This is a genomic window from Stenotrophomonas sp. STEN240, from assembly GCF_056756175.1.
The window spans coordinates 17806-44630 of sequence record NZ_JBRRBO010000002.1 but is presented as its reverse complement, the minus strand read 5'-3'; the positions used below and the strand labels follow the sequence as shown (position 1 = coordinate 44630).

Below are 26825 nucleotides of genomic sequence, written 5' to 3'. Positions count from 1 at the left end.
GCCGCGCAAGCGGCCCTTTCGTTTGCTGGTTTCCTTCAGTCAATGGAGAGCAGCGCTTTGCTCCCTCCCTTGTGCCGTAGGCGCAGGGGAGGGTTGGGGAGGGGTAGCTCCTGCTGTTGCCTGGTTTGCTTTTGATCAACCAGAACAAAAGCACAGCCAGAGCCAAAGCCAAAGCCAAAGCCAAAGCCAAAGCTCCCCTCATCCGGTGCTGCGCACCACCTTCTCCCGCAGGCGGGAGAAGGGAGCAACAGCCACAGCAACAGCAACAGCAACAGCCAAGCCAACGCCGAAGCCAACGCCGAAGCCAACGCCGAAGCAGCAGCAGCGGAAGTAGCAGAAGAAGCAGAAGCAGCAGAAGCAGAAGCAGAAGCAGCCAAAGCCAAAGCCAAAGCCACAACCAGAACCAACATCAAAACAGCCGTTACTCCGGTTACTCCGCTATCACCACGTTGTTGCGCCCCTGGCCCTTGGCCGCATACAGCGCGGCATCGGCGCGCGCAAACCAGTCCTGCCAGCGTTGCTCGCCGGCATACATCGCCGCGCCCGCCGAGATGGTGATGCGGCCACCGGGACCGCGCAGCGATTGATAGACAGTCTTGCGCAGACGCTCGGTAAAACGGGCCAGCGCTTCGCGGCTGCCGGTATCAACCAGGATCACGAACTCCTCGCCACCAAAACGGAATACCTGGTCGTTTTCGCGCAGTTCAAAACGCAGGATCGCGGCCAGGTCGGACAAGGCGGTGTCGCCGGCGCCGTGACCGTAGCGGTCGTTGACCTCTTTGAAATTGTCGATATCGATCACCACCAGCCCTTGCCGGAAGCGCTCTGCGCGCATGCCGTCGATATGCGCCTGCAAGGATTTTTCCAGCGCCCGCCGGTTGGGAACACCGGTCAACGCATCCAGTGAGGCCAGCATTTCCAGGCGCGTGCGGTCGCCTTGCAGGCGATGGGAGAAGTGGTAGCCAAAGCCGAAAACCAACACGATCACGATCAGCGCCTGCAACTGTGTTGGCTGGCCCAACAACAGGCCCGGCATCAGCAGCAGGCCGGCGACCAGCATCAGGTTGAGCGGCGTGGCAATCTGATTGCGGACGATGAAGAAATTCGACATCAGCACCAGGTAAGTCCACGGCAGGGCAGCGCTGCCCAATTGCCAGGCGGAGAGCAGGCAGCCCCCCACCGTGGCCACGCACAGCAGTACACCACCGAGTTCCAGGCGCGGCTGGCGCTGATGGATGCATATGCTGGACAGCAGGGCCAGGATTGCCAACAGGCCGCTGATGGCGGCCGCAAGGCGCTGGCCGTCAAACCACAGCCATAGCGCAAAACACAGCAAGGCCAGCGTGGTTACCGGGGCGATGGTGCGCAGTGGCACGCTGCGCAATGCCTGCGGTAGTGACGGGTACGGTTTTATGGAGACTTTTGGGTCCATATGAGGCGAAAGATAGCAGCGGCGCTGTGTTCTGCACGTTCACCTGAATAGAGGCGCTTAGCCTCTGGCGGGCTTTGTGCAGATGGAGTACAAATGTACTCAATGACTGACCTCAGCCCCCGCCGCGCCGCCATCCTTGGCTACATCCGTGACCAGGTGAATGCCGGGCAATCGCCGTCCCTGGCCGAAATCGCAAGCGCCTGCGGCTTGGCCTCGCGGGGGGCGGCGCGCAAGCATGTGCTGGCATTGAACGAGGCAGGGCTGATTGAAGTGGCTGCCGGTCAGGCGCGTGGGATCCGCCCTGCGGGCCCGTCGGCGCGCGCCGAGCTGTTGCAGGTGCCTATTCTCGGGCGGGTTGCCGCAGGCGCACCGATCGGCGCCGATGCCGGCCTGGTCGACACCCTGGCACTGGATGAACGTTTGTTTGCGATGCGCCCGGACTACCTGCTGCGCGTGCAGGGCGATTCAATGATCGACGACGGTATTTTCGATGGCGATCTGGTCGGAGTCAGGCGCAGCAGTGATGCCCGCAACGGGCAGACGGTGGTTGCCCGGCTGGATGGCGAGTTGACCATCAAACGGCTCGCGCGCAGCGGCGCATCGCTGCGCTTGCTGCCGCGCAATCCGGCCTATGCGCCGATTGAAGTGCAGCCCGATCAGGACTTCGCCGTCGAAGGCGTGTTCTGTGGTCTGGTGCGGCGCGGCTGATGGGCGCGGTTGTTGCCCTTGATAGCCTGCTGCATGAACGCCGGGTCTGGCGTGGGCGGCCTGCGCCCTTGCCGGCCAGCCGCCAGCCCACCGGCTATGCGCAACTGGATGCGGTGTTGCCGACCGGCGGGTGGCCAGAATCGGCGCTGAGCGAAATCCTGTTGCCCGCCGAAGGTGTGGGGGAACTGCGCCTGCTGTGGCCAAGCCTGGCGCGCCTGACCCAGGCCGGTGAGCGTGTGGTGCTGGTGGCACCGCCCCATATCCCGTATGCACCAGCCTGGCAGGCGGCGGGCATCGACCTGCGCCAGTTGCAGGTGGTGCAGGCGGCCGATCAGCGCGATGCGCTCTGGGCCACCGAACAATGCCTGCGTTCGGGTAGCTGCGGTGCCGTGCTGTGCTGGCCGCAGCTGGCTGAGGACAAGGCCTTGCGGCGGCTGCAGGTGGCGGCCGAGTCCGGGCAGACATTGGGCTTTGCCAGCCGCCCGTTGCAGGCGGCAAAAAACCCTTCGCCTGCGGCGCTGCGTATCGCCATCGATGCGCAGCCGGCGCAGCTGCGGGTGTTGAAGTGCCGCGGTGGCATGGTGCCTCCGCGGCCGCTGCCCTTTGCCCGGGGGCAGTAAACCATGCGCTGGGCCTGCATTTTATTGCCGCATCTGGCCATGGACGGCGTGTTGCGCGCCTGCGCTGAGCCGGCGGCGGCACGGGTGCTGATCAGCGGGCCGAGCCAGCGCCGGGTAGTGCATGCGGTCAATCCCGCCGCCGCCGCGTTGGGTTTGAAGGCCGGGCAATCGCTGGTGACCGCGCAGGCATTGGCAACCGGGTTCGAGATACATGCGCATGAGCCCGATGCGCAGTCGGATTGGCATCGATTCCTGGCGGCCTGGGCGTACCAGTTCAGTTCGCAGGTAAGCCTGCAATACGCGCAGGCCTTGATCATCGAGATCGAACACAGCCTGGCGCTGTTCGGGCCATGGCCCAAGTTCGAGGCACGTCTGCGACAGGAACTGGGCGCGCTGGGTTTCCGCCATCGGATCGCCTTGGCACCCAATCCGGTCGCAGCACGCGCCCTGGCCAATGCCGGTGATGGCATCTGCGTGGATGAGGCCGGGTTGCTGGCCTTGCTGGGCCAGTTGCCGGTGGCCCGGGCCGGGTTTGGTGCCAGCGCATCGGCCGCTTTCGCGCGCATGGGCATCCGCACCGTCAAACAGTTGCAGGGCTTGCCACGGGCCAGCATCAATCGCCGCTTTGCACCGGATGTGTTGCGGCAGCTGGATGCCTTGCTCGGGGAGAGGCCTTTCGTATTGCAGCCGTACCAGCCGCCGGATGTGTTCGAGCTGCGCATCGAGCTGGGTTACGAGGTGGAAACCTCGCAGGCGCTGCTGTTCCCCTTGCGGCGATTGACCTCCGATCTGGCCGCGTTTCTTGCCGGGCGCGATGGCAGCGTGCAGCGTTTTGCACTGTTGCTGGAACACGAGGACCACCCACCCACCACGGTGGAAATCGGCCTGCTTGCGGCCGAACGTGATGCTGGCCTGTTGTTCGAGATTGCCCGCAGCCGTTTGGAACAGGCCAAGCTGCCGGCGCCGGTGCGACAGTTCGGTTTGCGGGCCGATCAATTGCCGGCCTTCGTCCCCGAGCACCGTGAGCTGTTCGATACCCGGCCACAGCAGAGCATGCCGTGGGAGCAGTTGCGTGAACGCCTGCGCGCACGCCTGGGCGACCAATCCGTGCATGGGCTGCGCGTACATGCCGATCATCGTCCCGAATATGCCTGGCGCGGTGAGCCAGCCCCAGCTTCAACTTCAACCGTCGCCAGCCTGCCATCGCCAGTGCGCCCGGGTTGGTTGCTGCGCACGCCGCAGCCTTGGCCGGGGGCAAATCCGGAACTGCTGTCGGCGCCGGAGCGGATTGAAAGCGGCTGGTGGGATGGCGATGACGTACGCCGTGATTACTACCGTGTCAGCACCCGCTTCGGCCAGCACGCCTGGGCCTGGCGCGAGGTGGGCGGCGAGGGCGGTTTCATGCTGCAGGGCTGGTTCGCATGAGCGCCGGTTATGCCGAACTGCATTGCCTGTCCGCCTTCAGTTTCCAGCGCGGTGCATCGACTGCGGATGAGTTGTTCGCGCGGGCCAAGGCACATGGTTACAAAGCGCTGGCCATCACCGACGAATGCACGCTGGCCGGCATCGTGCGGGCCTGGCGTGCGTCGAAGGAAACCGGCTTGCCGCTGATTGTCGGCAGCGAAATCCAATTGGAAAACGGGCCGAAGCTGGTGTTGCTGGTGGAAAACGCCGCCGGCTATCAAGCCTTGTGTTGGTTGATAACGCAGGCGCGGCGGCGTGCGGAGAAGGGCGAATATCGGCTGCTTGCCGAAGACCTTGCTGCGGTTGATCGCAGCGGCCTGTTGGCGCTGTGGTTACCTGCTGCGCAGCCGGAACCTGCCGAGGGCATGCAGTTGCGGCAGTGGTTCCCGCAACGCTGCTGGATTGCAGTGGAACTGCACCACGGTGCCAACGATGAAGCGCGTCTGCAGCAGCTGCAGGCGCTGGGCGAGCAGCTTCAGCTGCCACTGGTCGCTGCCGGTGACGTGCATATGCATGCGCGTGGACGCCGGGCCTTGCAGGATGTGATGACTGCCGTCCGCCATCGGGTCACCGTTGCCGAGGCCGGGCAGCGCCTGTTTGCCAATGGCGAACGGCATCTGCGTCCACTGCCGGCATTGCAGGCGATCTATCCAGCCGAACTGCTGGAGCAGAGCCTATGCATTGCCCGGCGTTGTGCCGGGTTTGATCTGAAAGAAGCGGTGAATTACCAGTATCCCAGTGAAGTGGTGCCTGCCGGTTATACCGCGCAGTGCTGGCTGGCCGAACTGGTGGCGCGTGGCGCACGCAAGCGCTGGCCGGATGGGATGACGCCGCAGGCCGAAGCCTTGATCGAAAAAGAGCTGGCGCTGATCGAAATGAAGAAGTACGCCTCGTACTTTCTCACCGTGCATGATCTGGTGGCCCATGCGCGCAGCATCGGCATCCTCTGCCAGGGCCGTGGTTCGGCAGCCAACTCGGTGGTGTGCTTCGTGCTGGGCATTACCGAACTCGATCCTTCGCATAGCCACTTGTTGTTTGAACGTTTCATCTCGGAGGATCGGGATGAGCCGCCGGATATCGATGTCGATTTCGAGCATGAGCGGCGCGAGGAAGTCATTCAATACGTGTTTTCGCGCTATGGCCGCGAACGCGCCGCCTTGGCCGCCGTAGCCACGCAGTATGGTGGGCGCGGTGCGCTGCGCGACGTGGCGCGGGTGCTGGGCATGCCGGGGGATGTGATCACCCAGCTGACGTCCTGCATCGGCCACTGGTCGGACAGCATTCCCGATGCCGAGCGCCTGCGCGAACACGGCTTCGATCCGGACAGCCCGCTGCTGCGGCGCATCCTGATACTGGCCAATGAACTGATCGATTTCCCGCATTACCTGTCCCAGCATCCGGGTGGCTTCGTCATTTCCGAGCGCGCCCTGCACAGCATGGTGCCGGTGGAGAATGCGGCAATGGACGCGCGCACGGTGATCCAGTGGGACAAGGATGACCTGGAAACCTTGGGGCTGATGAAGGTGGATGTGCTGGCGCTGGGCATGCTTACCGCCGTGCGGCGCTGCTTCGACCTGATCCAGCGTTATCGCGGCCTGCACTACACCCTGGCGACGATTCCACAGGAAGACAAGCCCACCTACGACATGATCAGCCGCGCCGATACGGTGGGCGTATTCCAGATCGAATCGCGTGCGCAGATGGCGATGCTGCCGCGGCTGCGGCCGAAGACCTTCTACGATCTGGTGGTTGAAGTGGCCATCGTTCGCCCCGGCCCGATCCAGGGTGACATGGTGCATCCCTACCTGCGCCGGCGTACCGGTGAGGAGTTGATCAACTATCCCTCCGAAGCCTTGAAGGAAGTGCTTAAGCGGACCCTCGGCGTGCCGCTGTTCCAGGAACAGGTGATGCAGATCGCGATGGTGGCGGCCGGTTACAACGCCAGCGAAGCCGACGGCCTGCGCCGTTCGATGGCGGCATGGAAGCGCCACGGCGGTCTGGAGCCGCACCGGGTGAAACTGACCGAGGGCATGCTGGATCGCGGTTATCCGCTGGATTTTGCCGAACGCATTTTCGAGCAGATCAAGGGCTTCGGCAGCTATGGCTTCCCCGAAAGCCATGCCGCCAGTTTCGCGCTGATCGCCTACGCCAGCAGCTGGTTGAAGTGCCACCATCCGGCCGAGTTCGCCTGTGCGCTGCTCAACAGCCAGCCGATGGGCTTCTACAGCCCGGACCAACTGCTGCAGGACGTGCGCCGGCATGGCGTCGCGAACCGGCCGCTGGACGTGCGCTACAGCGGCTGGGAGTGTTCGCTGGAATGGGAGCGCGACAACCAGCGTCTGGCGATCCGGCTGGGTTTCTGCCTGGTGCGTGGTTTCAATGCCGAAGACGCAATGCGCATCGAGCAGGCCAGGGCGCAGGCCGCGTTTACCGATATCGCCGACCTGTGCCGGCGCGCGGATCTGGATGCGCGCGCACGTGCCTTGTTGGCCGATGCCGGTGCCTTGCGCGGCATGGCCGGCAATCGCCATCGCGCACGTTGGGCGATTGCCGGTGTGGAAGACCAGCGGCCGCTGTTTGATGACCAACCGGCGACGGCCGAAGCCGATGTCGCCTTGCCAATGCCCAGCGCCGGCGAGGATCTCAACGCGGATTACGCCTTGCTGGGAACCACGCTGGAGCTGCATCCACTTGCACGCCTGCGCCACCAGCTGAGCGCGCGTCGCTGCCGCAGTTCCAAGGATCTGGAAAGCATGCGCAGTACCGGCAATGTGCTGGTGGCCGGGCTGGTGCGCGGGCGGCAGCGGCCGGCGACTGCAAGCGGGGTTACCTTCATCACGTTGGAGGACGAGTTCGGCCAGATCAATGTGGTGGTCTGGCGGCAGCTGGCCGAGCGCCAGCGGCAGGTATTCCTGGAATCACGGCTGATGCAGGTCAGCGGTCGGCTGGAAGCCGAAAACGGCGTGCGTCATCTGATCGCACGCCGCATGGATGATCTGTCTTCGCTGCTGGGCAGCCTGGACGTGCGCAGCCGCGACTTCCATTGAGCCGTTGCAGAGCGCTGCGTCAGCGCAGCGCATTTGCAATCACACCGCGTTGAAGCTCGCTGCCAAAGTGCCCACCACCAGCACCCAGCCGTCGACCAGCACGAACAGCAATATCTTGAACGGGGCCGAGACCAGCATCGGTGACAGCATCATCATGCCCATCGACATCAGCACGCTGGACACCACCAGGTCGATGATGACGAACGGGATGAAGATCAGGAAGCCGATTTCGAATGCGGTCTTCAGCTCGCTGGTGACGAAGGAGGCAACCAGCACCGGGAAGGGGATTGCGTCCGGGCTGGCGTAAGGGCCTTGCCCGGCCAGGCCGGCGAAGGTCATCAGGTCGGTCTCGCGTACCTGCGCCAGCATGAAGGCGCGCAGCGGCGCGGTGGTCAGCTGCCAGGCAGTCTGGAAATCAATCTGGCCATCCAGATACGGCGCCATGCCGGTGGACCACGCCTTGTCCCAGACCGGCATCATGACCATCGCGGTCAGGAACAGCGCCAGGCCCAGCAGGATCTGGTTGGACGGGGTCTGCCCGGTGCCCAACGCCTGGCGCAGCAGACCCAGCACGATGATGATGCGGGTGAAGGCGGTGAGCACCAGCAGCATGGAAGGCAGCAAGGTGATCGCCGTCATCAACAGCAGGGTCTGCAGTGGCAGGCTGACCGGCGCGCCGCCGATCTTGCCGACATTCACGTCCGGCAGTGCCGGCATCTGCGGGCCGGGCGCGGCCCAGGCAAACAACGGCAATGCCAGCATCGCCAGCAGTAGCAGCAGCTGCCAGCAGGCGCGTGAGTTCAAACCGCTTGAGTTGAAGCGTTGGCCCGACATGATCAGGAGTCCTTGCGCAGTTTCTGTGCCAGCAACTGGGCGAAATTCGGTAATTGTTTGAGATTGGGCAGGGCCGGCGCAGGTGTCTGCGGCAACGGCTCGGGCAGTTGGTGCAGGGTGCTGATGCCGCCGGCAGTGATGCCCAGCAGCAGCTGCTGGCCATTGACGTCGACCACCACCACACGCTCCTTGGCACCAACGTTGATGCTGGCCACCACCTTCAAGCCCTCGGCCGGCCGGAACGCGCCGCCCGGCATGCGCTTGAGCAGCCAGCCCAGGCCGATGATCAGGCCCAGCACCAGCAGCAGGGTGAAGAACGCACCGAACAGGCCGGGCGCGCTGGCCGCGTGCTGGCCAACCGGCGTGGCCGCCTTCGCGGCCGGTGCGGCATAGGCAAGCAATGCGATCAACGCAGTCTCCGGATGCGCTCGCTGGGGCTGACCACATCGGTCAGTCGCACGCCGAAGCGATCATTGATGACGACCACTTCGCCATGCGCGATCAAGGTGCCGTTGACGAACACGTCCAGCGATTCACCGGCGCCGCGTTCCAGTTCCACCACCGAGCCCTGGTTGAGCTGCAGCAGGTTGCGGATCGGCAGGCGCGCGCGGCCGACTTCCAGCGACAGGGTCACCGGTACGTCGAGGATGACGTCCAGGTCCAGATCGGTGCTGATGGCGTTGTCGGCCTGCAGGTTGGCGAACTGCGCCGGCGCTGCGACGGTTTCGGTTTCAGTTTCGGGAGATTGGATGTCATTCATCGGTGTTTTCCTGGATCACGGGGACGCTGACGCGCTTTCCCGGAGGATGGGTAGCAGTGATCTTGATGGCGTTGCGGTCGTTGGAGACGCCAAACTCGCCGGTGAATACCGGGATGCCTTCCACGCACAGCGGCACCTGCTTGGGCATATCGATCGGCAGCACATCGCCGATCTTCAGCTTGGTCAGTTCGCGCAGGCTCATGCGGCGCTTGGCCAGCACGCTGGACAGCTCGACTTCGGCGGTGTCCAGCTGCTCGCGCAGCATGTTGGCCCAGCTTTCGTCGCGGTCGTTGCGATCGCTCTGGATGCCGGCATCCAGCAGCTCGCGGATAGGCTCCAGCATCGAGTACGGCAAGGTGATGTGGATGTCGCCACCGCCGCTGTCCAGTTCGACATGGAAGCGGCTGACCACCACGTACTCGCGCGGGCTGACGATATTGGCGAAGTGCGGGTTGATCTCGGAGTTGATGTAGTCGAAATCGACATTCATCACCGGGCCCCAAGCCTCACGTAGATCGGTGAAGGTCTGCTTGAGCATCAGCTGGATGACGCGCATTTCGGTGGCGGTGAACTCGCGGCCTTCGATGCGGGTGGGGTAGCGGCCATCACCGCCGAAGAAATTGTCGACGATGGCAAACACCAGGGTCGGCTCGAACACGATCAGGCCGGTACCGCGCAGCGGCTTGAAGCGGATCAGGTTGAGGTTGGTGGGCACGTACAGCGAGTGCAGGTAGTCGCCGAACTTGATCAGCTCGATACCACGTACCGACAACTCGGCCGAGCGGCGGATCAGGTTGAACAGGCCGATGCGCCACAAGCGCGCAAAACGCTCATTGACCATTTCCAGGGTCGGCATGCGCCCACGGATGATGCGGTCCTGGCTGGCGAAGTCATAGGAACGCGCTTCGCCCGGTGCCGCCGCAGGCTCGGCGGTATTGACCGAGCCGGAATCCACGCCATGCAGCAGGGCGTCGATTTCGTCTTGGGACAGCAGGTCGTTGATGCTCATCGTGGCGCCTTACTGGGTCACAAAGCTGGTGAACAACAATTCGTCGGCGCTGTTCTGGCCGGTCTCGGTCTTCATCAGCTTCTGAACTTCGGCCAGCGCGGCGGCCTGCAGTTTCTCCTTGCCGGCGCGGTCGGCGATCTGGGTCGGCTCAACCTGCGAGAACAGCATCAATAATTTGGCGCGGATGGCCGGGGCATGGGTCTGCAGCGCAGCCAGCGCCAGCGGATCACGGGTCATCAACTGCACTTCGACCTGCAGGTAGCGCGGGCCGTCGATGGGACCGCTGAGGTTGACCACGAACGCCGGGTCCAGGGCGAAGTACTGCGCCGGTGCCGGAGTTTTGGCTGCGGTGGCCTTGGTGGCTTGGCCGTCGGCCTTGCCCTGGGTGAAATACCAGACCCCGCCGCCGGCAGCGGCTGCCGCGAACACGGCGATCAGGGCAGGCACCAACAACGAGCGCCGCGGTTTGCTTGCCGCTTCCTTGGTGGGTTCAGCTTTGCGGTTTTTATCAGCGGCAACGGCCACGTGGAGCTCCTCAGGATTGCTGCCCAAGCAGATGCAAGGGCCGTGCCGGAGGATGTGAATGGGCAGATGGCGGGAAATTGACGCGGGTGTGGGGGGCGCGGATCAGGTTTGTGGGATTGGGTTTGTGGGAGCGGCGTCAGCCGCGAAGCTGATGATCTGCCACATGCCCAGCTTCGCGGCTCATGCCGCTCCCACAAAAGCTGATGACTAGATCCACATCGCATTCCAGTAGGGGTAACAGCGCGGGGAGCTCACCAGCCCGGCGCGGACCGGATTCCTGATGATGTAGCGGGCGGTTGCTTTCAGATCCTGATCCTTGCGCACGGCGCGGTCATGAAAGCCTGCCGCCCAAATGGGGCGAACAATTGAGGAGGGCAGGGTTCGCGCGGTGTTGGCTTTGATACTTCGTACCAACGCACTGAGGTGGGTGTGAAGACCCAGTTGGACTAAGCCGTGCCAGTGGTCCGGCATCAGTACCCAGGCCAACAAGCGTGCGTCGCGCCAGAGTAAAGGGTGGTACAGGGCGTGGCAGATGCGTGATGCCAGCGGGAAGTCCAGGAACAAAGGTTGACGAGCGCGGGTTGTGAACGTCACCAGGTAGGCATGCCCTGGCAGGGAAACACGGCCTGTGCGGAGGGTTCTGGAGCCTGGCTTTGGATTGGTTGCTGGAAGCGCCATCGACGCAGGATTGCACTGCGGCCTCTCAAGTGCTGTCAGCGCAATGATCGTTTGCAGATGGGCGGATAGATTGCCTGCTTCGCGGTTTACACCGCTCCCACAAGAGATGCATCAGTGCTGTGGGAGCGGCGTCAGCCGCGAAGCTGGGGGCTTTTCAGACTCTCGGCTTCGCGGTTTACACCGCTCCCACAACATCATTTTTTTGCGGGACTTCAGGCATATGCATCGAGCAGGCCGCGCAGGCGCAGGTTCTGGGTGCTTGCCGGTGGCAGGTCAGTGCCATCGTGCGGGCTGCCGGTTGCCAGGCCGTTGCTGCCTTCGCCCTTGTCGCCGTTATGTTGCGAGCTGGATTGCTGGCCTACATCGGCATGGCTCAGCTGCAGGCCTTGTTCGCCCAGCATTTCGCGCAGGCGCGGCAGGCTGCTTTCCAGGGCGTGGCGGACATCGGCGTGGGCGCTGCTGAAACTGGCGTGGACGCGGTCGCCGTCCAGTTGCAGCTTCACGTCGATCTGGCCCATGTTTTCCGGGTTGATGCGGATATGCGCATGACCGATCTTCTGCTCTGCCAGCCAGCCGACACGCGCGCCGATGGCCTCGTCGAAGTCGCCGGCATTCAGATCCGGGGTGGGCGTGGGCGCGGTGATGCTGCTGGCCGGGGCAGTGGCACGTACTTCCTGCAAGGCCTGGTTGTGCAGCAGCGACGCAAACGCGGCAGGTGCGGGGGTGTCGACATCGAGATTGAGCTTGCCGGCATCATCGTTTACGGCGGCCGCTGCCATCGGCAAGGTCAACTCAGCCGCGACGTCATCGCTGCTCAGGGCCGCCGTTGGCGCGGGGCCAGCAACCGCAGGGGCAGCGCCAGGCAGGGCCGGGGTTGCAGCCGCAGCGGGAACCGTCGGCGCGGCCTGCTGGGTGGCGGCGGCCAGCGCTGCGGGCAGTTGCGCTGCCGGCTCCGGGGCTGGCGCCACAATTGCCGACAAGCCGAACGGCGGCCAGGGTGCGTCAGTGTCCGTGCCTGCAGCCTCGGGCTTGTCGTCGTCGCTGGCACTGTTGTTGGCTGTGCTGGCCTGCTCGGTGCTGGCCTCGGTGGCGCTGTCGTCGACGCGCGCTTCCTTGGCCGGCGCCGGGTCATTGCTGCCTGGCTTGCTGGCTGCGGGCTTCTGCGTGGCGGGCTTGCTGTTGAGCATTGCATCGAAGCCGCTGTCGGCGTTCTTGTCGCTACTGCTACGCGCGGTACTGTTGTTGTCGACGTTGCCGGCAGAGGAGAGCGCTGAGGGAAGGACATTCACTGGCTTTCTCCTTCGCCCTCGATCTTCTTCAAGCGTGCGCGGCGGGCGCCGATATCATCCATCTCGCGTTGATCGCGGCGGTCGGCAACCTGTTTTTCCTGTGCGCGGTAGCTGGCAGCGAGCTGTTCCAGCACGGCCTTGTCGCGGCTGGCCAGCAGCAGGCGGGCGCGCTCGGCGTCCACACGTTCCTGGTTACTGTCCACGGTTTTGCTCTGCGCTTCCACCGCGTTGTCGAGGCGGTCGAGGAAAGCACGGCGGTTGAGCAGTTGCGCGGCGCTGGTGGTGGCCAGCTGCGCGTTGGCGTATTCCTCGGCGTACTGGCGCAGCTCGGAGAGGCGCGATTGATGCATGTCCAAGGCCTGCTGGCGTTCGGCCAGCGCTTTGGCGACTTCATCTTCGCGGTCCTGCGCGTGGCGCAGCAGCGGGTCCAGGCGGCGGCTAGGGCTCATGCGGGCGTCTCACTATCTACCAGTTGGTGCAAAGCATCGAGGCTGTGGCCCAGGTCGGCAGCGTTGTGCACGTCCTGGCCAAGGAATTCCATGATCTCCGGCCAGCGATCCAGCGCCTCGTCGGTGAGCGGGTCGTTGCCGCGCTGGTAGGCGCCGATCGCGATCAGGTCGCGGTTGGCCGTATAGGCCGATACCAGCTGTTTGAGCTTGCGGATGCGTGCGCGCCAGACGTCATCGGCGATGTCCTGGACCACGCGGCTGACCGAGGATTCGACGTCGATGGCCGGGTACAGGCCGCTGTCCGCAACGCGGCGTGACAGCAGGATGTGGCCGTCGAGAATGGCGCGTGCGGCATCGGCAATCGGGTCCTGCGGATCGTCGCCTTCGGTGAGCACGGTGTAGAACGCAGTGATCGAGCCACGGCCTTTGGCGCCGTTGCCGGCGCGTTCCACCAGTGCTGGCAGCTTGGCGAATACCGAGGGCGGATAGCCGCGGGTGGTTGGCGGTTCGCCCACTGACAAGCCGATTTCGCGCTGGGCCTGGGCAAAGCGGGTCAGCGAATCCATCAGCAGCAATACGTTCAAGCCTTGGTCGCGGAACCACTCGGCGATGGCGGTTGCACGGTAGGCACCGTGCAGGCGCGCCAGCGGTGGCCGGTCGGCCGGGCTGGCGACGACGACTGCGCGGCGCAGGCCTTCTTCGCCTAGGGTGGATTCAACGAAGTCGCGGACTTCGCGGCCACGTTCACCAATAAGGCCAACCACGATCACGTCGGCGGCGGTGAAGCGGGTCATCATGCCCAGCAAGGTCGATTTGCCGACACCGGAACCGGCGAACAAGCCGATACGCTGGCCACGGCCGATCGGCAGCAGTGCGTTGATCGCGCGCACACCCACGTCCAATGGCTGGGTGATGGGTTCGCGGGCCAGTGGGTTGATGGAGACACCGGCCATGCCAACGACGCCTTCGGCGCGGATCGGGCCCTTGCCGTCGAGCGGGATGCCATCGGAATCGATGACGCGGCCGAGCAGGCCTTCGCCAACTTCGACACCGCCTCGGCGGTAGGACGGCACCACGCGGGCGTTGGGCAGCAGGCCATGCAGTTCGGCGCTGGGCATCAAATAGGTGCGGTCGCCGGAAAAGCCGACCACCTCGGCATCGACCCAGCCGCCATCGATGATCTCGACCTTGCAGCTGGCGCCCATCGGCGCTTCGCAGCCAACGGCTTCCAGGGTGAGGCCAACCGCGCGGCGCAGGATGCCTTCGCGGACCAGACCATGGCCACCGCCAGCATCGAGCGAGATGCCATCCAGGCGCGCGGCCAAGCGCAGATTACGGGCGGCGGCCCAATCGGCGGGAGCGGGCGAAGGTGAATGCGACGGGTTCATTGTGCGGCTCCGGCACGGCGCAGGACGGTGGCCAGGGCGGCGCGCAGGCGTGCATCCAGGGTGCCATCCACACGTACGGCTTCGGCGTGTACGCGCAGGTCGCCACGGCTGAGGCTGTGGTCGGGTACAAGGCGTTGGCCGGTTGGCAACGTCAGTAGATTGCTGATGGCAGCGATGTCATCCGGATGCAGCCGGACTTCGACATCGCGGTTGGTGCCGCTGACGGTGTCCAGTGCTTCATCGATCAGATCCTTCAACAGTGAAGGGTCCGCCTCGTAGGCGCGGCTGATCAGGGCGCCGGCGATGCGTACCGACAGTTCGCCAAGTGCGCCGACCACTTCATTCTCCAGCCGCACCAGCGGCCGGCTGAAGTTGTCGAGGATGCCTTCGATCTGCGCGGTCAAACGCCGTACTTCGGCTTGGCCCTGGGCGTAGCCATCGGCGTGACCTTGCTGAAAGCCTTCTTCCTGCGCTGCATCGCGGATGGCCTGGATCTCATCCAAGGTCGGCAGCTGCAACGGTGGCAGCTCCGGCTCGGCAACGATGGTTTCCAGCGATTCCAGGTCGAAATCGTCCGCCGCCAACGGGGCGGGCGGTGCGTTGAGATCCGGTGCAAGCCAGCGCACGGCGTTGTTCACAGCATGGCCTCCGCGGCGCCGCCGAGGGTGATGGTGCCTTCATCGCCCATGCGCTTGACGATGGCGAGGATCTCGCGCTGCGCGCCTTCCACATCGGACAGGCGCACCGGGCCCCGGGCTTCCATGTCTTCAAGCAGGATTTCTGCGGCACGCTGCGACATGTTGCGGGTGATCTTGTCGCGCACCTTGATGTCGGCACCGCGCAGGGCCAGGCCCAGGCGCTCGCCGCTGACTTCGCGCAGCACCAGCTGCATTTCGCGGTCGTCCAGATCCACCAGGTCGTCGAACACGAACATCAGGTCCTGGATGCGGCTGCCGAGCGGCGAATCGATACGGGCAATTTCGGTGAGGATGGCCTGGTCCTGGCCACCGTCCATGAAGTTGAGGATGTTCGCGGCACATTGCACGCCACCAATGTTCGACGACTTCAGGTTCTGGTTGCCGGCGAACTGGCGCTCCATGATCTCGTTGAGCTCGTTCAACGCGTTCGGCGGAATGCCGTCGAGGGTGGCGATGCGCAGCAGCACGTCGACGCGGGTGCGCTCGGGCAGCAGCTTCAATGCTTCGGCAGCTTGGTCGGTTTCCAGGTGAGCCATGACGATGGCGATGATCTGCGGGTGTTCGTTGCGCACCAGGTCGGCGACCGCGCGCGGGTCCATCCACTTCAAGGCATCCAGGCCGGTGGTATTGCGGCCGAGCAGGATGCGATCGATCAGGTTGCTGGCTTTCTCATTGCCCAGCGCCTGCACCAGCATGTTGCGGATGTAGTCGTCCGAGCCAACGCTCAACGAGGTCTTGTTGCCCAGCTCGGCGCCAAAGTCGTCCATCACCTTCTGCACCTGCTCGCGGGTGACATCGGTGAGCGTAGCCATGGCAATGCCGATCTTCTGTACTTCCTTCGGTTCCATGTGGCGCAGCACTTCGGCCGCGTCGGTTTCACCGAGCGACAGCAGCAATACTGCGGCACGTTGCACGCCGGTCATCGGCATTGCATCAGTCATTTGACACCCATCCCTTCACTACCTGGGCAACCCGCTTGGAGTCGGTTTTCACTGCTTCGCGGGCCATGCGCAGGCGTTCTTCGTATGCGTCCACCGGCAAGGCCAGGGTGGGGGTTCCGTCCAGGTGCAGGCGGTCGGCGGCAAGTGCCGGCATTTCGGTGCCGTCATCCAGTACCTGCACGTCGGCGCTGAGCGGATCTTCCGGACCCGACAAGGCCTTGGGTGTGCCGGTGATCTGGCGCAGGGCGGGGCGCAGCACGCCGAACAGCAGGGCCAGTACCACGATGGCGCCAAGAACCAGACGCAGTGCATCGCGTACCTGCGGGTTCTCCCACCACTTCGGTGCTTCGACGGGTACGGACTCACGCACGAACGGCGCGTTCATCACCGACACGGTGTCGCCACGTTCGGCGTTGAAGCCTACCGCCTGCTTGACCAGTGCTTCGACGCGGGTCAGTTCGGCGGCGCTGAGCGGCTGGTCGGTCTGCTTGCCGTTGGCACCGGCACGCGGCACGTGGTCCACCAGTACCGCAACCGAGACGCGGTTGACCCGGCCAGGCGGCTGGCGGGTGTGCTGCAGGGTGCGGTCCAGCTCGTAATTGCGGGTGGCGTTCTTGGAGGTTTCAGTCGGCGTGCTGGCCGTGGCCGGCGGGGCGGCGGCCGGGCCCGGCGGGGTGTTGCTGGTGGCCCCGGGAATGCCCTGCGGGCCGGCGGTTGTGTTGGTGTTCTCGCTGATCTGCTCGCTGCGGATCTTCTGCGGCTCGGCGTTGTAGAGCTCGCGGGCTTCCTCGGTGACCGAGAAATCCATGTCGACGCTGACTTCCGGATTGACCCGGCCTGCGCCAGTCATCGGTTCCAGCAGTTCGCGGATGCGCTGGTTGTAGGAGCCCTCCAGACGACGGACCTGGTCGAACTGGGCGGCGTTGAGCGCTGCGTCGCTGTTGGGATCGGCGATGGTGAGCATGCGTCCACTCTGGTCGACCACGGTCACGCGTTCGGGCGCCAGATCGGGAATGCTGGAGGCCACCATATGCACGATGGCATCGACCTGGTTGCGCTCCAGCTGCTGACCGCCACGCAGTTCCAGTACCACCGAGGCACTGGCGACATCGCGCTGGCGGGTGAAGGCGCTGGGCTTGGGAATGGCCAGATGCACGCGGGCATCGCGCACAGGGCGCAGGCTGCTGATGGTGCGCACCAGTTCGGTTTCCAGCGCGTGTTGATAGCGCGCGGTTTCGACGAACTGGCTGACGCCGAAGCCGGGGTCGCGTTCCATCATTTCAAAGCCCAGGCGACCGCTCTCGGTCAGGCCGGAGCCGGCCAGCTTCAGGCGCGCATCGTGCACGTTCTTTTCCGGCACGCTGATCGCACCGGTGGTGGCGTCCAGCTCAAACGGGATCTGCGCCGAGCGCAGCAGGTCGGTGGCCTCGGCGGTCGCCTTCTGGTCCAGCCCGGTATACAGCGGCATCATCTGCGGCTTCTGTGCCCAGAAGAACACGAACAGGCCGGCCGCCACGGCAACCGTGATCATTGCCATCAAGCCCAGGCGGCGGGTGATCTGCAGGCTTTGCAGACGGTCGAACCAGGCCCCAGCCCGTTCCGGATTCAGTGATTCTCTGGACAGCGCGAGTGCCATGCGTGCGGATCCTTACAGCGGCATGTTCATCACGTCCTGGTAAGCCTGGACGAGACGGTTACGGACTTCCACGGTGGCGCGGAACGCCAGCGAGGACTGTTGGGAGGCGACCATGACCTTGGCCAGATCGGCATTGGCATCGCCACGCTCGAAGGCTGCGGCCAGTTGCCCGGACTTCTGCTGCGCTTCGTTGACGCCCTTGATGGCGCCCTGCAGGGCCTGGCTGAAGGAGGGAGCGGCAACGGCATTGCCCTCGGCCAGCCCCTGGATCGCGTTGCTGCGCGGAACGTCGGCAATGGGCGCGGTCTGCCCGACCTGGTTCTGCAGCGTGCGGATCTGGGAGAGAACGGAGGTGATGGAGTGGGACATCGTGCGGGTTTCCGGGCAACGTGTGGGGAGCTGCTGGAGCAACTGCAAGTTGCGTGCCGGAACCGTGAAGGCCTTGATGTTGGTGAATACGTCGCAGCTGCGGTGAATGGGTGTCGGCTTTCCGACACGGAAGCTTGGGTTCACGCCGCTGGCGGTGGATCGCAGGCGCCGGAACGAAGACGGCCGCCGGAGAACCGGCGGCCGTAATGACAATGGAGCAGGGCGTGGATCAGGGCAGCCAGGCGGCGCGCCACTCATCCAGCCCGGCACCTTCGAGCATCCAGTCGCGGTGAACCACGGCCTTCAGCGCATCGCCTGCCTGGCGACGCGCACCGGCATCGGCGAGATGTTGTCGAATGGCGCCCACCCACTCGCGGTGTCGATTACGCACGCGGGTAACCGGCAGGCTGGGGTCCCGGTACGGACCGACGTCACTGCAGACCACCGGTACTGCGCAGGCACCGTATTCGAGCAGGCGCAGGTTGCTCTTGCATTCGTTGAAGCGGTTTTCCTCCAGCGGCGCGATGGCCAGGTCGAGCTGCAGCTGCGCCAATGCACGCGGATACAGCGCGATATCCACGCCGGGATGGAACTCGGCAATGTACGGACGGAGCCGATCCGGGCACATGCCGAAGAAAACCCAGTCCACGTCCTGCGCCAATTCGCTGACAACATCGGCAATCATTTCCAGGTCGCCGGTATGGCCGAGGCCACCGGCCCAGCCAACGCGTGGGCGCCGGTTGTCGTCGCGACGCACGATGGGCAGGTGTTTCCACCAGCTCACCGGCAGACGATTACGGGCAATGCGGATATCCGGATGCATGCCTGCAAAGGCCTCGGCCATCGCCGGTGTGGACACCACAAAACGGTCGACCAGGCTCATGGCCTTGCGCAGGCTGCGCAATACGTCGCGTGGCATGTGCTCGCGATGCGCGCTCTTGGGCGGCAGGTTGGGCAGGTAGTCGTCGAGCTCATAAACCTTGAGCGCACGCGAGAAACGAGCGCCGCGCTGGATCTTGTGCAGGTCATCCTCACTGACACGACGTTGCAGAACCAGCACATCGGGATCTATACGTGCCTGTTCGACCGGATCCAGCAATGTCGAATAGAGCGCACCTTCAACATGGCCCTCCAGCTTCAAGGCTTCGAACGGCTGGATGACCCGATACTGCCCGCTGCCCCAGGGATCGGCGGGCTGCGCCAACAAGCGGGGAAGCGGCCGCCAGGGCAGTGGCTTCCACGAGAAATCCGATTCGCCCAGGCGGAATCCACCGGCGACATCCAATCGCAGGCTTGGGTTGTACGCCGGATCGTGCGCGAGGGCAGGCAGCCAGCGTTCAAGCAGGGCATCGGCTGTCGCTTCCGTGGTCCCGGTCTGCTCGGTCGAATGCAGCAGCAAGGCATGCGGCGTCCATACGGTCAGGTAGCCGCGCGCACGTGCACGCAGGCACAGATCCACGTCAGCGCCTTCATCGGCGAAGGTCGCATGGTCGAACCCTTCGAGCTGTGCGAACAGCTCTGCGCCGATCAACAAACAGCTGTCCGTGACCGCCGAATATTGCTGCGCTACCTGCAGCCGGTTCATGTAGCCAGACGCATCCATGGCCATTCCCGCAAACGCGTGGCCGCCGCTGCAGAACAGTCCCGGCACCAGCCCGGCGTGGGTCAGCTTGCCATCGCCGGAGACGGTCTTGGCTCCCACCACCCCGACCTCGGGCCGCAGGCCATGATTGAGCAGCTCATCCAGCCAATGCGGCTGCAACGCGGCTACCTCCGGGCGCAGGAACAGCAAAAACTCTCCGTTTGCCTGGGTAGCGGCAAGATTGCGGGCGGCAGCGTGCGGCAGCGGCGGATCGAAGGCGAATGCCCGCACCCGATCTGCGGCCAAGGACTCAACCTGCTGCATCCATTGACGTAGTTCATCGGCCGCGCCGTTGTCGACCAGCAGCAGCTGATAGTTGGCATAGCGGGTCTTTTCGAGTATCGAGACGACACAGCGCTCGAGCGCGGCCAGCGTGGTGTCTTCGGATACGACCAGCAACACGGATACCGTTGGTTGCTGACTGTGGCCAAAGTCGATGCGATACAGGCCGTCGTCGATGGCTGCTACCGTCGCGTCGATATAGCCGCGTGCCTGCAAATGGTTGAGGATCGCCCGATGCTGTGATGGGCCGCCATTCTGGCGCAGCGTGGCGCTAAGCAAGGGTTCGGGCAGATGTTCAATGCCAACGAAGGCGTCGGCATTGATGAGCCGCAGGATCAGATCGAGTTCCGCAGCATCTCCCGCAATGGGATCAAAGCCACCGGCAGCACGTGCTGCCTCGCGTTGAAATACCCAATGCGATGCGAGCATCGATGGATTACCCAACAACAGGTCCAGGTTGAGGTCCGGACGGAGCATGGGTGCCAACGTGCCATCATCATTGCGGCACCACCCGTCAGCGAACAATGCCCGCAGCTGTGGCTGCTCCGTGAGTCTGAGCCGCAGCTGCAGTAGGCCACCTGCGCAGAATTCGTCCCCGCTGTTGGCCAGCAATAGCCATTCGAACGTCGCTTCCGCCAGGAGCTTGTCCGCAAGCCTTTCCAGTGACTCACCTGCCGAACCGGTCACCTGCACCTGGGTGTTGGCCACGGCAGCACATATCGCGTGTGTGGTGTTGCCCGTCAACACAATTACCTTCAAGCCTTCAGGCAAACCGTCGCTGCCACCGAGGCTGGCGATGCTGCGCTGGATGGCGGCGACATCACCTTCCGGACTCCGCAGCAGTATGCACAGGCGAGGTGGCGCTCCGAAAACGCGCATGCGTTGTTCGCATAACGTGTATTGGGCAGCTGTAGGTACCCGCACCGCGCGCCAGTTGTCGATTACGGCACTGGGAGTCTTCGCAAGGTGGATGCCAAGCTGCTTCAGTCGCTCGGCCCGACCGGTGCGTACGATTTCCGCGCCCAGATCGGAGTGACGGGCATAGAGTTTGCGATACAGCGCGGGGTAGTGCGCGAATGCCTGCACGGACCGTCGCTCATCGCCATCGGCGCGCATCCGCACATGGACGGTTTGCTGGCGCACATGGTGGAAGGGCAGGCGCGCGGCCAACCGCAACAGGAAGTCCCAATCTTCAAGTCCCTGCAAATGCTCGTCGAAGCCGCCGATTTCAGTGGCGAGCGCGCGTGGCCAGGCAAATGTGTTGACGGGGATGTAGTTGTCCACCGACAAACGCTCGTGCGAATAGCAATCATGCAGGTAGCGCCGCTCCTCGGTCAGCTGCTGACGGGTGCCACCTTCAACACGCTCGATGATGAAAAGCGCATCGGTATAGATGACTGTACCGGGATGTTGCGCGATCGCGTCAGCCAGCACCTGTAGATGGCTGGGTAGAAACAGATCATCGTCATCGAGATAGACAACGTATCTACCACGCGCCAGGCGATGGGCTGCATTGCGTGCCGCGGCCGGCCCACCATTGCGCCCCAGACGCAGATAGTCGATGTGGAAGTCATGATCGGCCAGCAGGTGCTCGACCCCTTCGCCGCAGTCATTCACCAGCACCACTTCGAAATCACGGCAGGTCTGGGCCTGGAGGCTGGCCAACGCATCGATCAGCAACTGCGGGCGGTTCCAGGTGGTGACGATGACCGAAATCAGTGGTGCAGCATTGTCTTCTGCCAAGGCCTGTAGCCGCTCGATCAGTGCGCGTGCACGTTGACCAAGCGCGGAATCGCGTTCCGTGGGATACAGCGCCAATCGCCTGGTGATGTGGTCCGCGACATCATGCTCGCGGTCGCGCAGGCGTGGTCCCATGCCGCGCTCCAGCACACCTTCGACAATGGTGAGGTGATCTTCCAACGGTGCGGTGGAGGCATAGAAGCGGTTGGAGTCCTGTGCGCCATGCCATCGATAGCTTGTCCCTTCGGCATGAACAAAGGCAAAGTCCGGGTGCTGTTCTGCCATCTGCACAACCATCTGCCAGTCACCCGCACCGTTGGTATTCGCTGGCCGCCACGTGGCACGGAAGGCCTGGCGGTCATAGATCACCGCGGAGGGCGTCATGTAGCAATCGTGGGTCAGCAGGTCGGCCACTTCGTTGCGCTCACCCACGTAGTCGGCAGAGCGGTAGCCCGGATGGGCAATCTGGGCCACTGGCTGGCTTTGTTCGTCGACCCAGCGGATACGGGTATAGCCCACCTTTACATGGGGGTGGGCTTCCAGCACCGGAAGCAGCCGCTGCAGGTACCCTGGATTGAGGAAGTCATCGGCCGACAGGAACGTGAAGTAGCGGCCGCGAGCGATCGCCAGACCATTTCTCCAGTTGTGACCAGCGCCATAGTTGTAGCGATTGCGCATGTAGCGCACACGTGGCTCGTTCGTATAGGCAGCCATGACCTGTTGGGTGCAGTCGCTCGAAGCGTTGTCCAGCACGAGTACTTCGATGTCATCAATGCCCTGGTCCAGCACGGACTGCACGCATTGCTGCAGAAACTTCCCGTAGTTGTACGTTGGGACGATCACACTCAATCTGGGCCGTTGGCCACGCACGTTGGCCGCATCGGCGGCGATGGCCGTGGTGATGCGGTTGATCCAGTAGTCGGCGGAGCGGGGATAGGACGGCGCCTGATGCGGCGTATCGGTTTGTATCATCTCCCAATCCGTGGCCGCTCCCTTGGGGTCGGTGATGATGCGCGAATCGAGGTAAACCAGCTGCTCGTCATGCATCGGTACCACGAGTGGCAGGAACAGCTTGTTGAATGCTGTCTCGTCATGCAGATGTTCGCGTTGCGCGGTATGGCGAAGGACAAGGTAGACATTCGGAGTCGATGCGAAGCAGACGCGAACATGGTCGATGCGGTCATGCGCAATCAGCAGAAGACCGTCGTGGGAACCGCCACTCTGATCCTGCAGACGCTCGAACTGAAGGCCGTTGCCATCGCCGTAGCGGCACAATGGCGTGATCGGCATCTGGATGTTCAGATCGCGCCAGTCTGCGTCACTGAGCAGGAACGCCTGATTTTCTATGGGGCTGAAACCGGCAATGGCGACGCGCCACGGTTTGTCGGGGCAACGACCGCCCGCCAACAACGCCCAATCGATCATGCATTCATCTCTTTCTACTGCCGTGGGGATCATTGCTTGTTGCTCGTTCTTGCGAAGCTCGCCATGTCTTCCACGCTCTGCTCCAGCGAGGTCCATACATCAAGGCCCAGTGAGCGCGCTTTGCTGATGTCGGGGACATAGTAGGAACGCGGGCCACCGGACTTCCCCAGGATATGAACGGGCTTATTGGGGCTGAGAATGTCGCGGACACGGACGGCCAGGTCGGCGATGCTGATTCCCACATCGGAACCAACGTTGTAGGCCTGCCCAGCCATACCTGTGCACAGCAGGTGCAGCAACCAACACGCAAGATCGGCGCCATGCAGGTAGCTGCGCATTGCTTCGCCGGAGGAATGCAGGTCGATGCTTTTCGAATGGAGTGCATCGCGAACGAAATTACCAATCGCGAAATGGGCATCCAGTGGCAGCCCAGGCCCGGCGAAGGCAAAGCAACGGGTGAAAACGGGAACGATGCCAAGCTGCTCGGCGTAGACCGCCGCCATTGTTTCCTGGGCACGTTTGGCTTCACCGTAGATGTTGCCTGCCAGCGTACTGTCACCTGCGCTCGATGTAGACTCCTGCACGGGCTGGCCTGCGGCAATCGGCCCATATTGGGCGCCGGAGCCGGTAAAAAGTATCCGGGGCGCCCCACATTCCACGGCAAGGTCCAGCAGCCGGCGGCCGCCAGTCAAGATGCTGTCGAATAGTTCCAGCGGCCTTGCATGCGCGGAAACCGAGGTCTCGGCTGCTGCGTGCAGGATAAGGTCAGGCGCGGGGCCTTGCCACTTGGGAATGGCGCGTACGTCGCTGGCAATCCAATGCAGCCAACTACAGCTGCGGTAATAGGGAAGTGCGTCAAGAAAGCGCGCTGGATTCCGCGATACCACCGTCACCCGCAGGTCAACGCCCTGAAGAACAAGGCTGTCCAACAAGGCCAGAAGCCATTGACCAAAAAAGCCCGTGCCGCCTGTCAGCAGCAAGTGATGACCCTGCAGTCGCGGGCCCAGCGCCGTTGCTGCCGGCAAACGTGCAAATGCGCGGATTGCTTCGACCGAGCGTGGCGAGAGTGTGGCAACGGATGTCATTCGACCACCTGATTGCGACCGCAGCCGGTGGAGCCGGCGCGGCGGATCACTTAACGTCCTCGACGAGGCTTTTCCAGGACAACGCCGGCAACTCCGGGTCATGGCTGCGTACCATCATCAGCAACTTGTCTTCGTGGTCGCGCTCGGAGCTGAAGACCAGTGCGTCCACTGTCTCCTCGCGGCTGGCCAGCCAGGACGGAGGAACCACGGACAGACCGAGCCAAGACGTGCCTTGTCGGGTACGGTTGGAGTCCAGGCAGCACACCACTTCCACCTGGGCGTTGCGTGCCTCGATCACCAGCAGGGCGGCCAACAGGCTGCTACCGAGAATGACCACACGCTGTCCACGCATGTGGCTGAAGATATTGTTCCCTGCACGGACATGAGCCGCCCATCGATACAACAAGCGGATTGCAGTGGTGGCATCGGCTGCAGGAGCCTGCATTCGATCAAGTACGCGCGTGGCGATGTCGACCCGTCCGCTCTGCAGCAGCAGCACCAACAAGGGGAGCAGCGGTTGCGCGACCCGCGTATTCTCGCCAAGACCGTCCAGACCCTTGAGCAGAAGTGCTTCCAGCCGGCGCAGGACGGACTGCCCGAATGTGGCTTTCTGCTGCTGCAGGATGAGGTCCTGGGCCTGGAAACGCGCGATCTGCGCATCGAACATCGGTTCGTATTGCTCGCGGTAGCTTGTCTTCCGAACCAGTTTGCGGAGTGACTGAAACGTATGCATTGCAGCACGTGCGAGATGCACGTCCTGGGTCTCCTGAACGCCGTGCTGGCGGTAGCGAAGCAGCGGCTCGTTCAGGAATGCAACCGGTCCTTTCAGGTTCATCAGCGCGGTACGGACGTGTTCCCCCGCCCCGATGGTTATCGGGCGCTGACGGCTATCCTTGACGCCACGATAGGTACGCAGCAGCGTGTTCGTCGAAAGCAGGTGGGGCATGAAGATCATGCTGCTGGCCGGATACCACAGGCGTTCCTCGGTAACCCTGGCGATGTATTCCCCCTGTTCGAAGATGCGGGTCGGGCCGGGTGGGGTGATCCAGGGGTGAATCTGGTTGTTGTCCGCGTCGATGATGCTCTTGTTGGTCCAGATGGCGGTCAGATCCGGACGTTGGGAAATGAGCGCCATCTGCCGTTCCAGCATCTTTGGTTCCATGATGTCGTCGTCATGGGTGATGAGGAGGCGCTCGCTGCGCGCGATCCACTGAGCCGAGATGCTGTTGAAGGATGAGGTGTGCCCCGGTGGGTTGCGGATGTAGCGCAAGCGGCTGTCCTTGCACTCCAGTACGTAGTAAGGGGTCTCGTCGGTGCTTCCATTGTCCAGAACGAGCAGTTCGAAATCCCCGTACGTCTGGCCGAGAATCGCGGGAAGCGCCTGCCGAAGATAGTGGCAGCGATTGTAGGTGGTCAGCGCGACCGTAAGCGGAATCGTCATGGTGGCTCGCAGAATTGCGTCGTTCCGGGGACGGCTTGCTGGCCGCACCAGGGAGCGGATCAATGGAAATAGAGGGTGATGTCTTCGAGAACGTCGGCGTACAGGCGCATGCCGACCTTGTAGTCCGGGCGGATCGACAACACTTCATCCATCAACTGCCAATAGTCGTCTGCGTGGTGGTAAGCGCAGATCGCCAAGGTGGGTGCGTCGCGCGCAATGATGTTCTTGGCGCCACGGATGGCCCTGGCTTCCATGCCCTCGATGTCGAGCTTGATGAGGCCGATTTGCCCGGATGCCAGCGCGTCCAGCGGCGTGCCCTGGATGAATGATGCGATGTCGCGCGGCAAGGTATAGCTGAGCTCGTCGGCGATGTCATAGGACAGGCTGCGCTGATAGACGGCACGCGTGGGAGTCGCATCCAGCCCCATATTGAATACCGCAACTTCTGCGCGCGATGAAAAGTTCTTCAGTGCCTCGTAGTACGGCGCAAGCTCCGGTTCAAACAGCCATGCTTGCTGAACCGGCCCATGCACTGCCTCCAGCCGGCAGAGTGTGTCGCCTGCGGCTGCCCCGCCGTCGACGAAGCGCTCTGCCTTTTCGCGGCTTACAAAGGCAGGTTCGAAGTACTCCTGCTGCTGCGGTGACCTGATGGCGGCTGCGGGGCCGGTGGCCAGCTGCAGACGCATTCCGATCAGAGCGTCGAATACCTGGCGCGAGTGTTCATCGTCCAGTCGCAGGAATGCGGACAGGTGCGGCAGTGGGTCGCGGGCTGGGGCTTCGGCCGTGTTGGCAAAGGCGCCGGTGACGTGATCGGCATCCAATGCATAGAGGAACTCGTGCATGTTCAGCAGCTGCGATGCAGGGTACTGCTGCGCCAGCTGGGAGAGGATCGCATTGCTGTGCTGGCCGCTGGCGATGACAACCGTAGCCGCTTGCAGGGGAATGGATCGCGGGTGATGCACCGGCAAGCCTTCCAGTTGCTGACCCTCTTTGCCATGGTCATTGTCCAGAAAGCCGATCACTGCAACGCCGTGCTCGCGCGCGATCCTCGCCAGCCGCATCCCGATCTTGTAAGCGCCGAAGATATAGATTCCCCGGTTCAGTTCCGCGCGCAGCTGTTGACCGCGTTGCTGCAGGCGCGGCAACGCGTCTGCAGACAGCATCGCCTGTACGTTCGGATAGGCATCCAACCGGTCCAGGATCGACAACCGCGAAGGGTGGTCAATCACCACCTGGTCACGGCAGGCCAGGTGCTGGCGTCGCGACCAGACAACCTGCAGCGCCAAGCCACCCGCGATCGTGTGGATGTGGGGGTGATCTTCCTGCAGGTGGGCGTACTGAGCGGGGACGTGCACGGGGGTGT

Annotated in this window: 23 protein-coding genes; 4 read left to right on the top strand and 19 right to left on the bottom strand. The window is 63.6% G+C overall.

The window, feature by feature from the left end; all coding sequences use genetic code 11:
* Nucleotides 1-35: 35 nt before the first annotated feature.
* Both ACVOKO_RS01320 and ACVOKO_RS01315 read right to left on the bottom strand, forming a co-directional pair.
* A complete protein-coding gene (locus ACVOKO_RS01320; RefSeq protein ID WP_346496535.1) occupies nucleotides 36-410 on the bottom strand; it encodes a hypothetical protein in 375 nt (124 codons plus the stop codon).
* Between the two features lie 20 nt (nucleotides 411-430).
* Nucleotides 431-1375: a GGDEF domain-containing protein gene (locus ACVOKO_RS01315; protein ID WP_346496533.1), complete on the bottom strand. Its 945-nt coding sequence runs from the start codon at nucleotides 1373-1375 to the stop codon at nucleotides 431-433.
* 159 nt (nucleotides 1376-1534) lie between these two features.
* On the opposite strand from ACVOKO_RS01315, the gene lexA reads away from it, so the two are divergent.
* From lexA to ACVOKO_RS01295, 4 genes are read left to right on the top strand one after another with little or no spacing between them, the layout of a single operon-like run.
* Nucleotides 1535-2140, top strand: a complete 606-nt coding sequence (lexA, locus tag ACVOKO_RS01310) for a transcriptional repressor LexA (protein ID WP_346496531.1) — start codon at nucleotides 1535-1537, stop codon at nucleotides 2138-2140.
* Complete coding sequence (gene imuA, locus ACVOKO_RS01305) at nucleotides 2140-2760, top strand: translesion DNA synthesis-associated protein ImuA (RefSeq protein WP_346496529.1); 621 nt, start codon at nucleotides 2140-2142, stop codon at nucleotides 2758-2760. Before lexA ends, imuA begins: the two co-directional genes overlap by 1 nt.
* 3 nt (nucleotides 2761-2763) lie before the next feature.
* On the top strand, nucleotides 2764-4185 hold the full coding sequence (locus ACVOKO_RS01300) for a Y-family DNA polymerase (RefSeq protein ID WP_346496527.1): 1422 nt from the start codon (nucleotides 2764-2766) through the stop codon (nucleotides 4183-4185).
* Nucleotides 4182-7271 (top strand): error-prone DNA polymerase, encoded by a 3090-nt coding sequence (locus tag ACVOKO_RS01295; protein WP_346496525.1) that lies wholly within the window; start codon nucleotides 4182-4184, stop codon nucleotides 7269-7271. The genes ACVOKO_RS01300 and ACVOKO_RS01295 overlap by 4 nt, the downstream gene beginning before the upstream one ends.
* 39 nt (nucleotides 7272-7310) lie before the next feature.
* Here the strand turns inward: ACVOKO_RS01295 and fliP are convergent, their stop codons facing one another.
* The 17 genes from fliP to ACVOKO_RS01210 form a co-directional block, all read right to left on the bottom strand.
* The gene (gene fliP / locus ACVOKO_RS01290) at nucleotides 7311-8033 is read right to left on the bottom strand and encodes a flagellar type III secretion system pore protein FliP (RefSeq protein ID WP_428999531.1); all 723 of its coding nucleotides are present in this window, start codon (nucleotides 8031-8033) and stop codon (nucleotides 7311-7313) included.
* 74 nt (nucleotides 8034-8107) lie between these two features.
* Entirely contained in the window at nucleotides 8108-8515 is a 408-nt protein-coding gene (gene fliO / locus ACVOKO_RS01285; protein ID WP_057628148.1) for a flagellar biosynthetic protein FliO, read from the bottom strand.
* Nucleotides 8512-8865: a flagellar motor switch protein FliN gene (gene fliN / locus ACVOKO_RS01280; protein ID WP_346496522.1), complete on the bottom strand. Its 354-nt coding sequence runs from the start codon at nucleotides 8863-8865 to the stop codon at nucleotides 8512-8514. Before fliN ends, fliO begins: the two co-directional genes overlap by 4 nt.
* Nucleotides 8858-9874, bottom strand: coding sequence for a flagellar motor switch protein FliM (gene fliM, locus ACVOKO_RS01275; RefSeq protein WP_346496520.1), 1017 nt, complete (start codon nucleotides 9872-9874; stop codon nucleotides 8858-8860). The genes fliN and fliM overlap by 8 nt, the downstream gene beginning before the upstream one ends.
* A gap of 9 nt (nucleotides 9875-9883) precedes the next feature.
* On the bottom strand, nucleotides 9884-10399 hold the full coding sequence (locus ACVOKO_RS01270; protein ID WP_346496518.1) for a flagellar basal body-associated FliL family protein: 516 nt from the start codon (nucleotides 10397-10399) through the stop codon (nucleotides 9884-9886).
* Nucleotides 10400-10606: 207 nt separating this feature from the next.
* Nucleotides 10607-11077: an REP-associated tyrosine transposase gene (locus ACVOKO_RS01265; protein ID WP_430980686.1), complete on the bottom strand. Its 471-nt coding sequence runs from the start codon at nucleotides 11075-11077 to the stop codon at nucleotides 10607-10609.
* A 212-nt stretch (nucleotides 11078-11289) separates the two neighbouring features.
* A complete protein-coding gene (locus ACVOKO_RS01260; RefSeq protein WP_346496514.1) occupies nucleotides 11290-12366 on the bottom strand; it encodes a flagellar hook-length control protein FliK in 1077 nt (358 codons plus the stop codon).
* Nucleotides 12363-12815, bottom strand: coding sequence for a flagellar export protein FliJ (gene fliJ / locus ACVOKO_RS01255; RefSeq protein WP_346496512.1), 453 nt, complete (start codon nucleotides 12813-12815; stop codon nucleotides 12363-12365). Before fliJ ends, ACVOKO_RS01260 begins: the two co-directional genes overlap by 4 nt.
* The gene (locus ACVOKO_RS01250) at nucleotides 12812-14203 is read right to left on the bottom strand and encodes a FliI/YscN family ATPase (protein WP_346496510.1); all 1392 of its coding nucleotides are present in this window, start codon (nucleotides 14201-14203) and stop codon (nucleotides 12812-12814) included. Before ACVOKO_RS01250 ends, fliJ begins: the two co-directional genes overlap by 4 nt.
* Nucleotides 14200-14841, bottom strand: coding sequence for a FliH/SctL family protein (locus ACVOKO_RS01245; RefSeq protein ID WP_346496508.1), 642 nt, complete (start codon nucleotides 14839-14841; stop codon nucleotides 14200-14202). The genes ACVOKO_RS01250 and ACVOKO_RS01245 overlap by 4 nt, the downstream gene beginning before the upstream one ends.
* The gene (gene fliG, locus ACVOKO_RS01240; RefSeq protein WP_057628133.1) at nucleotides 14838-15824 is read right to left on the bottom strand and encodes a flagellar motor switch protein FliG; all 987 of its coding nucleotides are present in this window, start codon (nucleotides 15822-15824) and stop codon (nucleotides 14838-14840) included. Before fliG ends, ACVOKO_RS01245 begins: the two co-directional genes overlap by 4 nt.
* Before the next feature lie 10 nt (nucleotides 15825-15834).
* On the bottom strand, nucleotides 15835-17478 hold the full coding sequence (gene fliF, locus ACVOKO_RS01235; protein WP_346496506.1) for a flagellar basal-body MS-ring/collar protein FliF: 1644 nt from the start codon (nucleotides 17476-17478) through the stop codon (nucleotides 15835-15837).
* A gap of 12 nt (nucleotides 17479-17490) precedes the next feature.
* Complete coding sequence (gene fliE / locus ACVOKO_RS01230; protein WP_346496503.1) at nucleotides 17491-17847, bottom strand: flagellar hook-basal body complex protein FliE; 357 nt, start codon at nucleotides 17845-17847, stop codon at nucleotides 17491-17493.
* A gap of 229 nt (nucleotides 17848-18076) precedes the next feature.
* On the bottom strand, nucleotides 18077-22936 hold the full coding sequence (locus ACVOKO_RS01225) for a glycosyltransferase (protein ID WP_346496501.1): 4860 nt from the start codon (nucleotides 22934-22936) through the stop codon (nucleotides 18077-18079).
* Between the two features lie 29 nt (nucleotides 22937-22965).
* Entirely contained in the window at nucleotides 22966-24021 is a 1056-nt protein-coding gene (locus tag ACVOKO_RS01220; RefSeq protein ID WP_346496499.1) for an NAD-dependent epimerase/dehydratase family protein, read from the bottom strand.
* Nucleotides 24022-24067: 46 nt separating this feature from the next.
* On the bottom strand, nucleotides 24068-25462 hold the full coding sequence (locus ACVOKO_RS01215; protein ID WP_346496497.1) for a glycosyltransferase family 2 protein: 1395 nt from the start codon (nucleotides 25460-25462) through the stop codon (nucleotides 24068-24070).
* A gap of 59 nt (nucleotides 25463-25521) precedes the next feature.
* Nucleotides 25522-26817, bottom strand: a complete 1296-nt coding sequence (locus ACVOKO_RS01210; protein WP_346496495.1) for an FkbM family methyltransferase — start codon at nucleotides 26815-26817, stop codon at nucleotides 25522-25524.
* Nucleotides 26818-26825 lie beyond the last annotated feature (8 nt).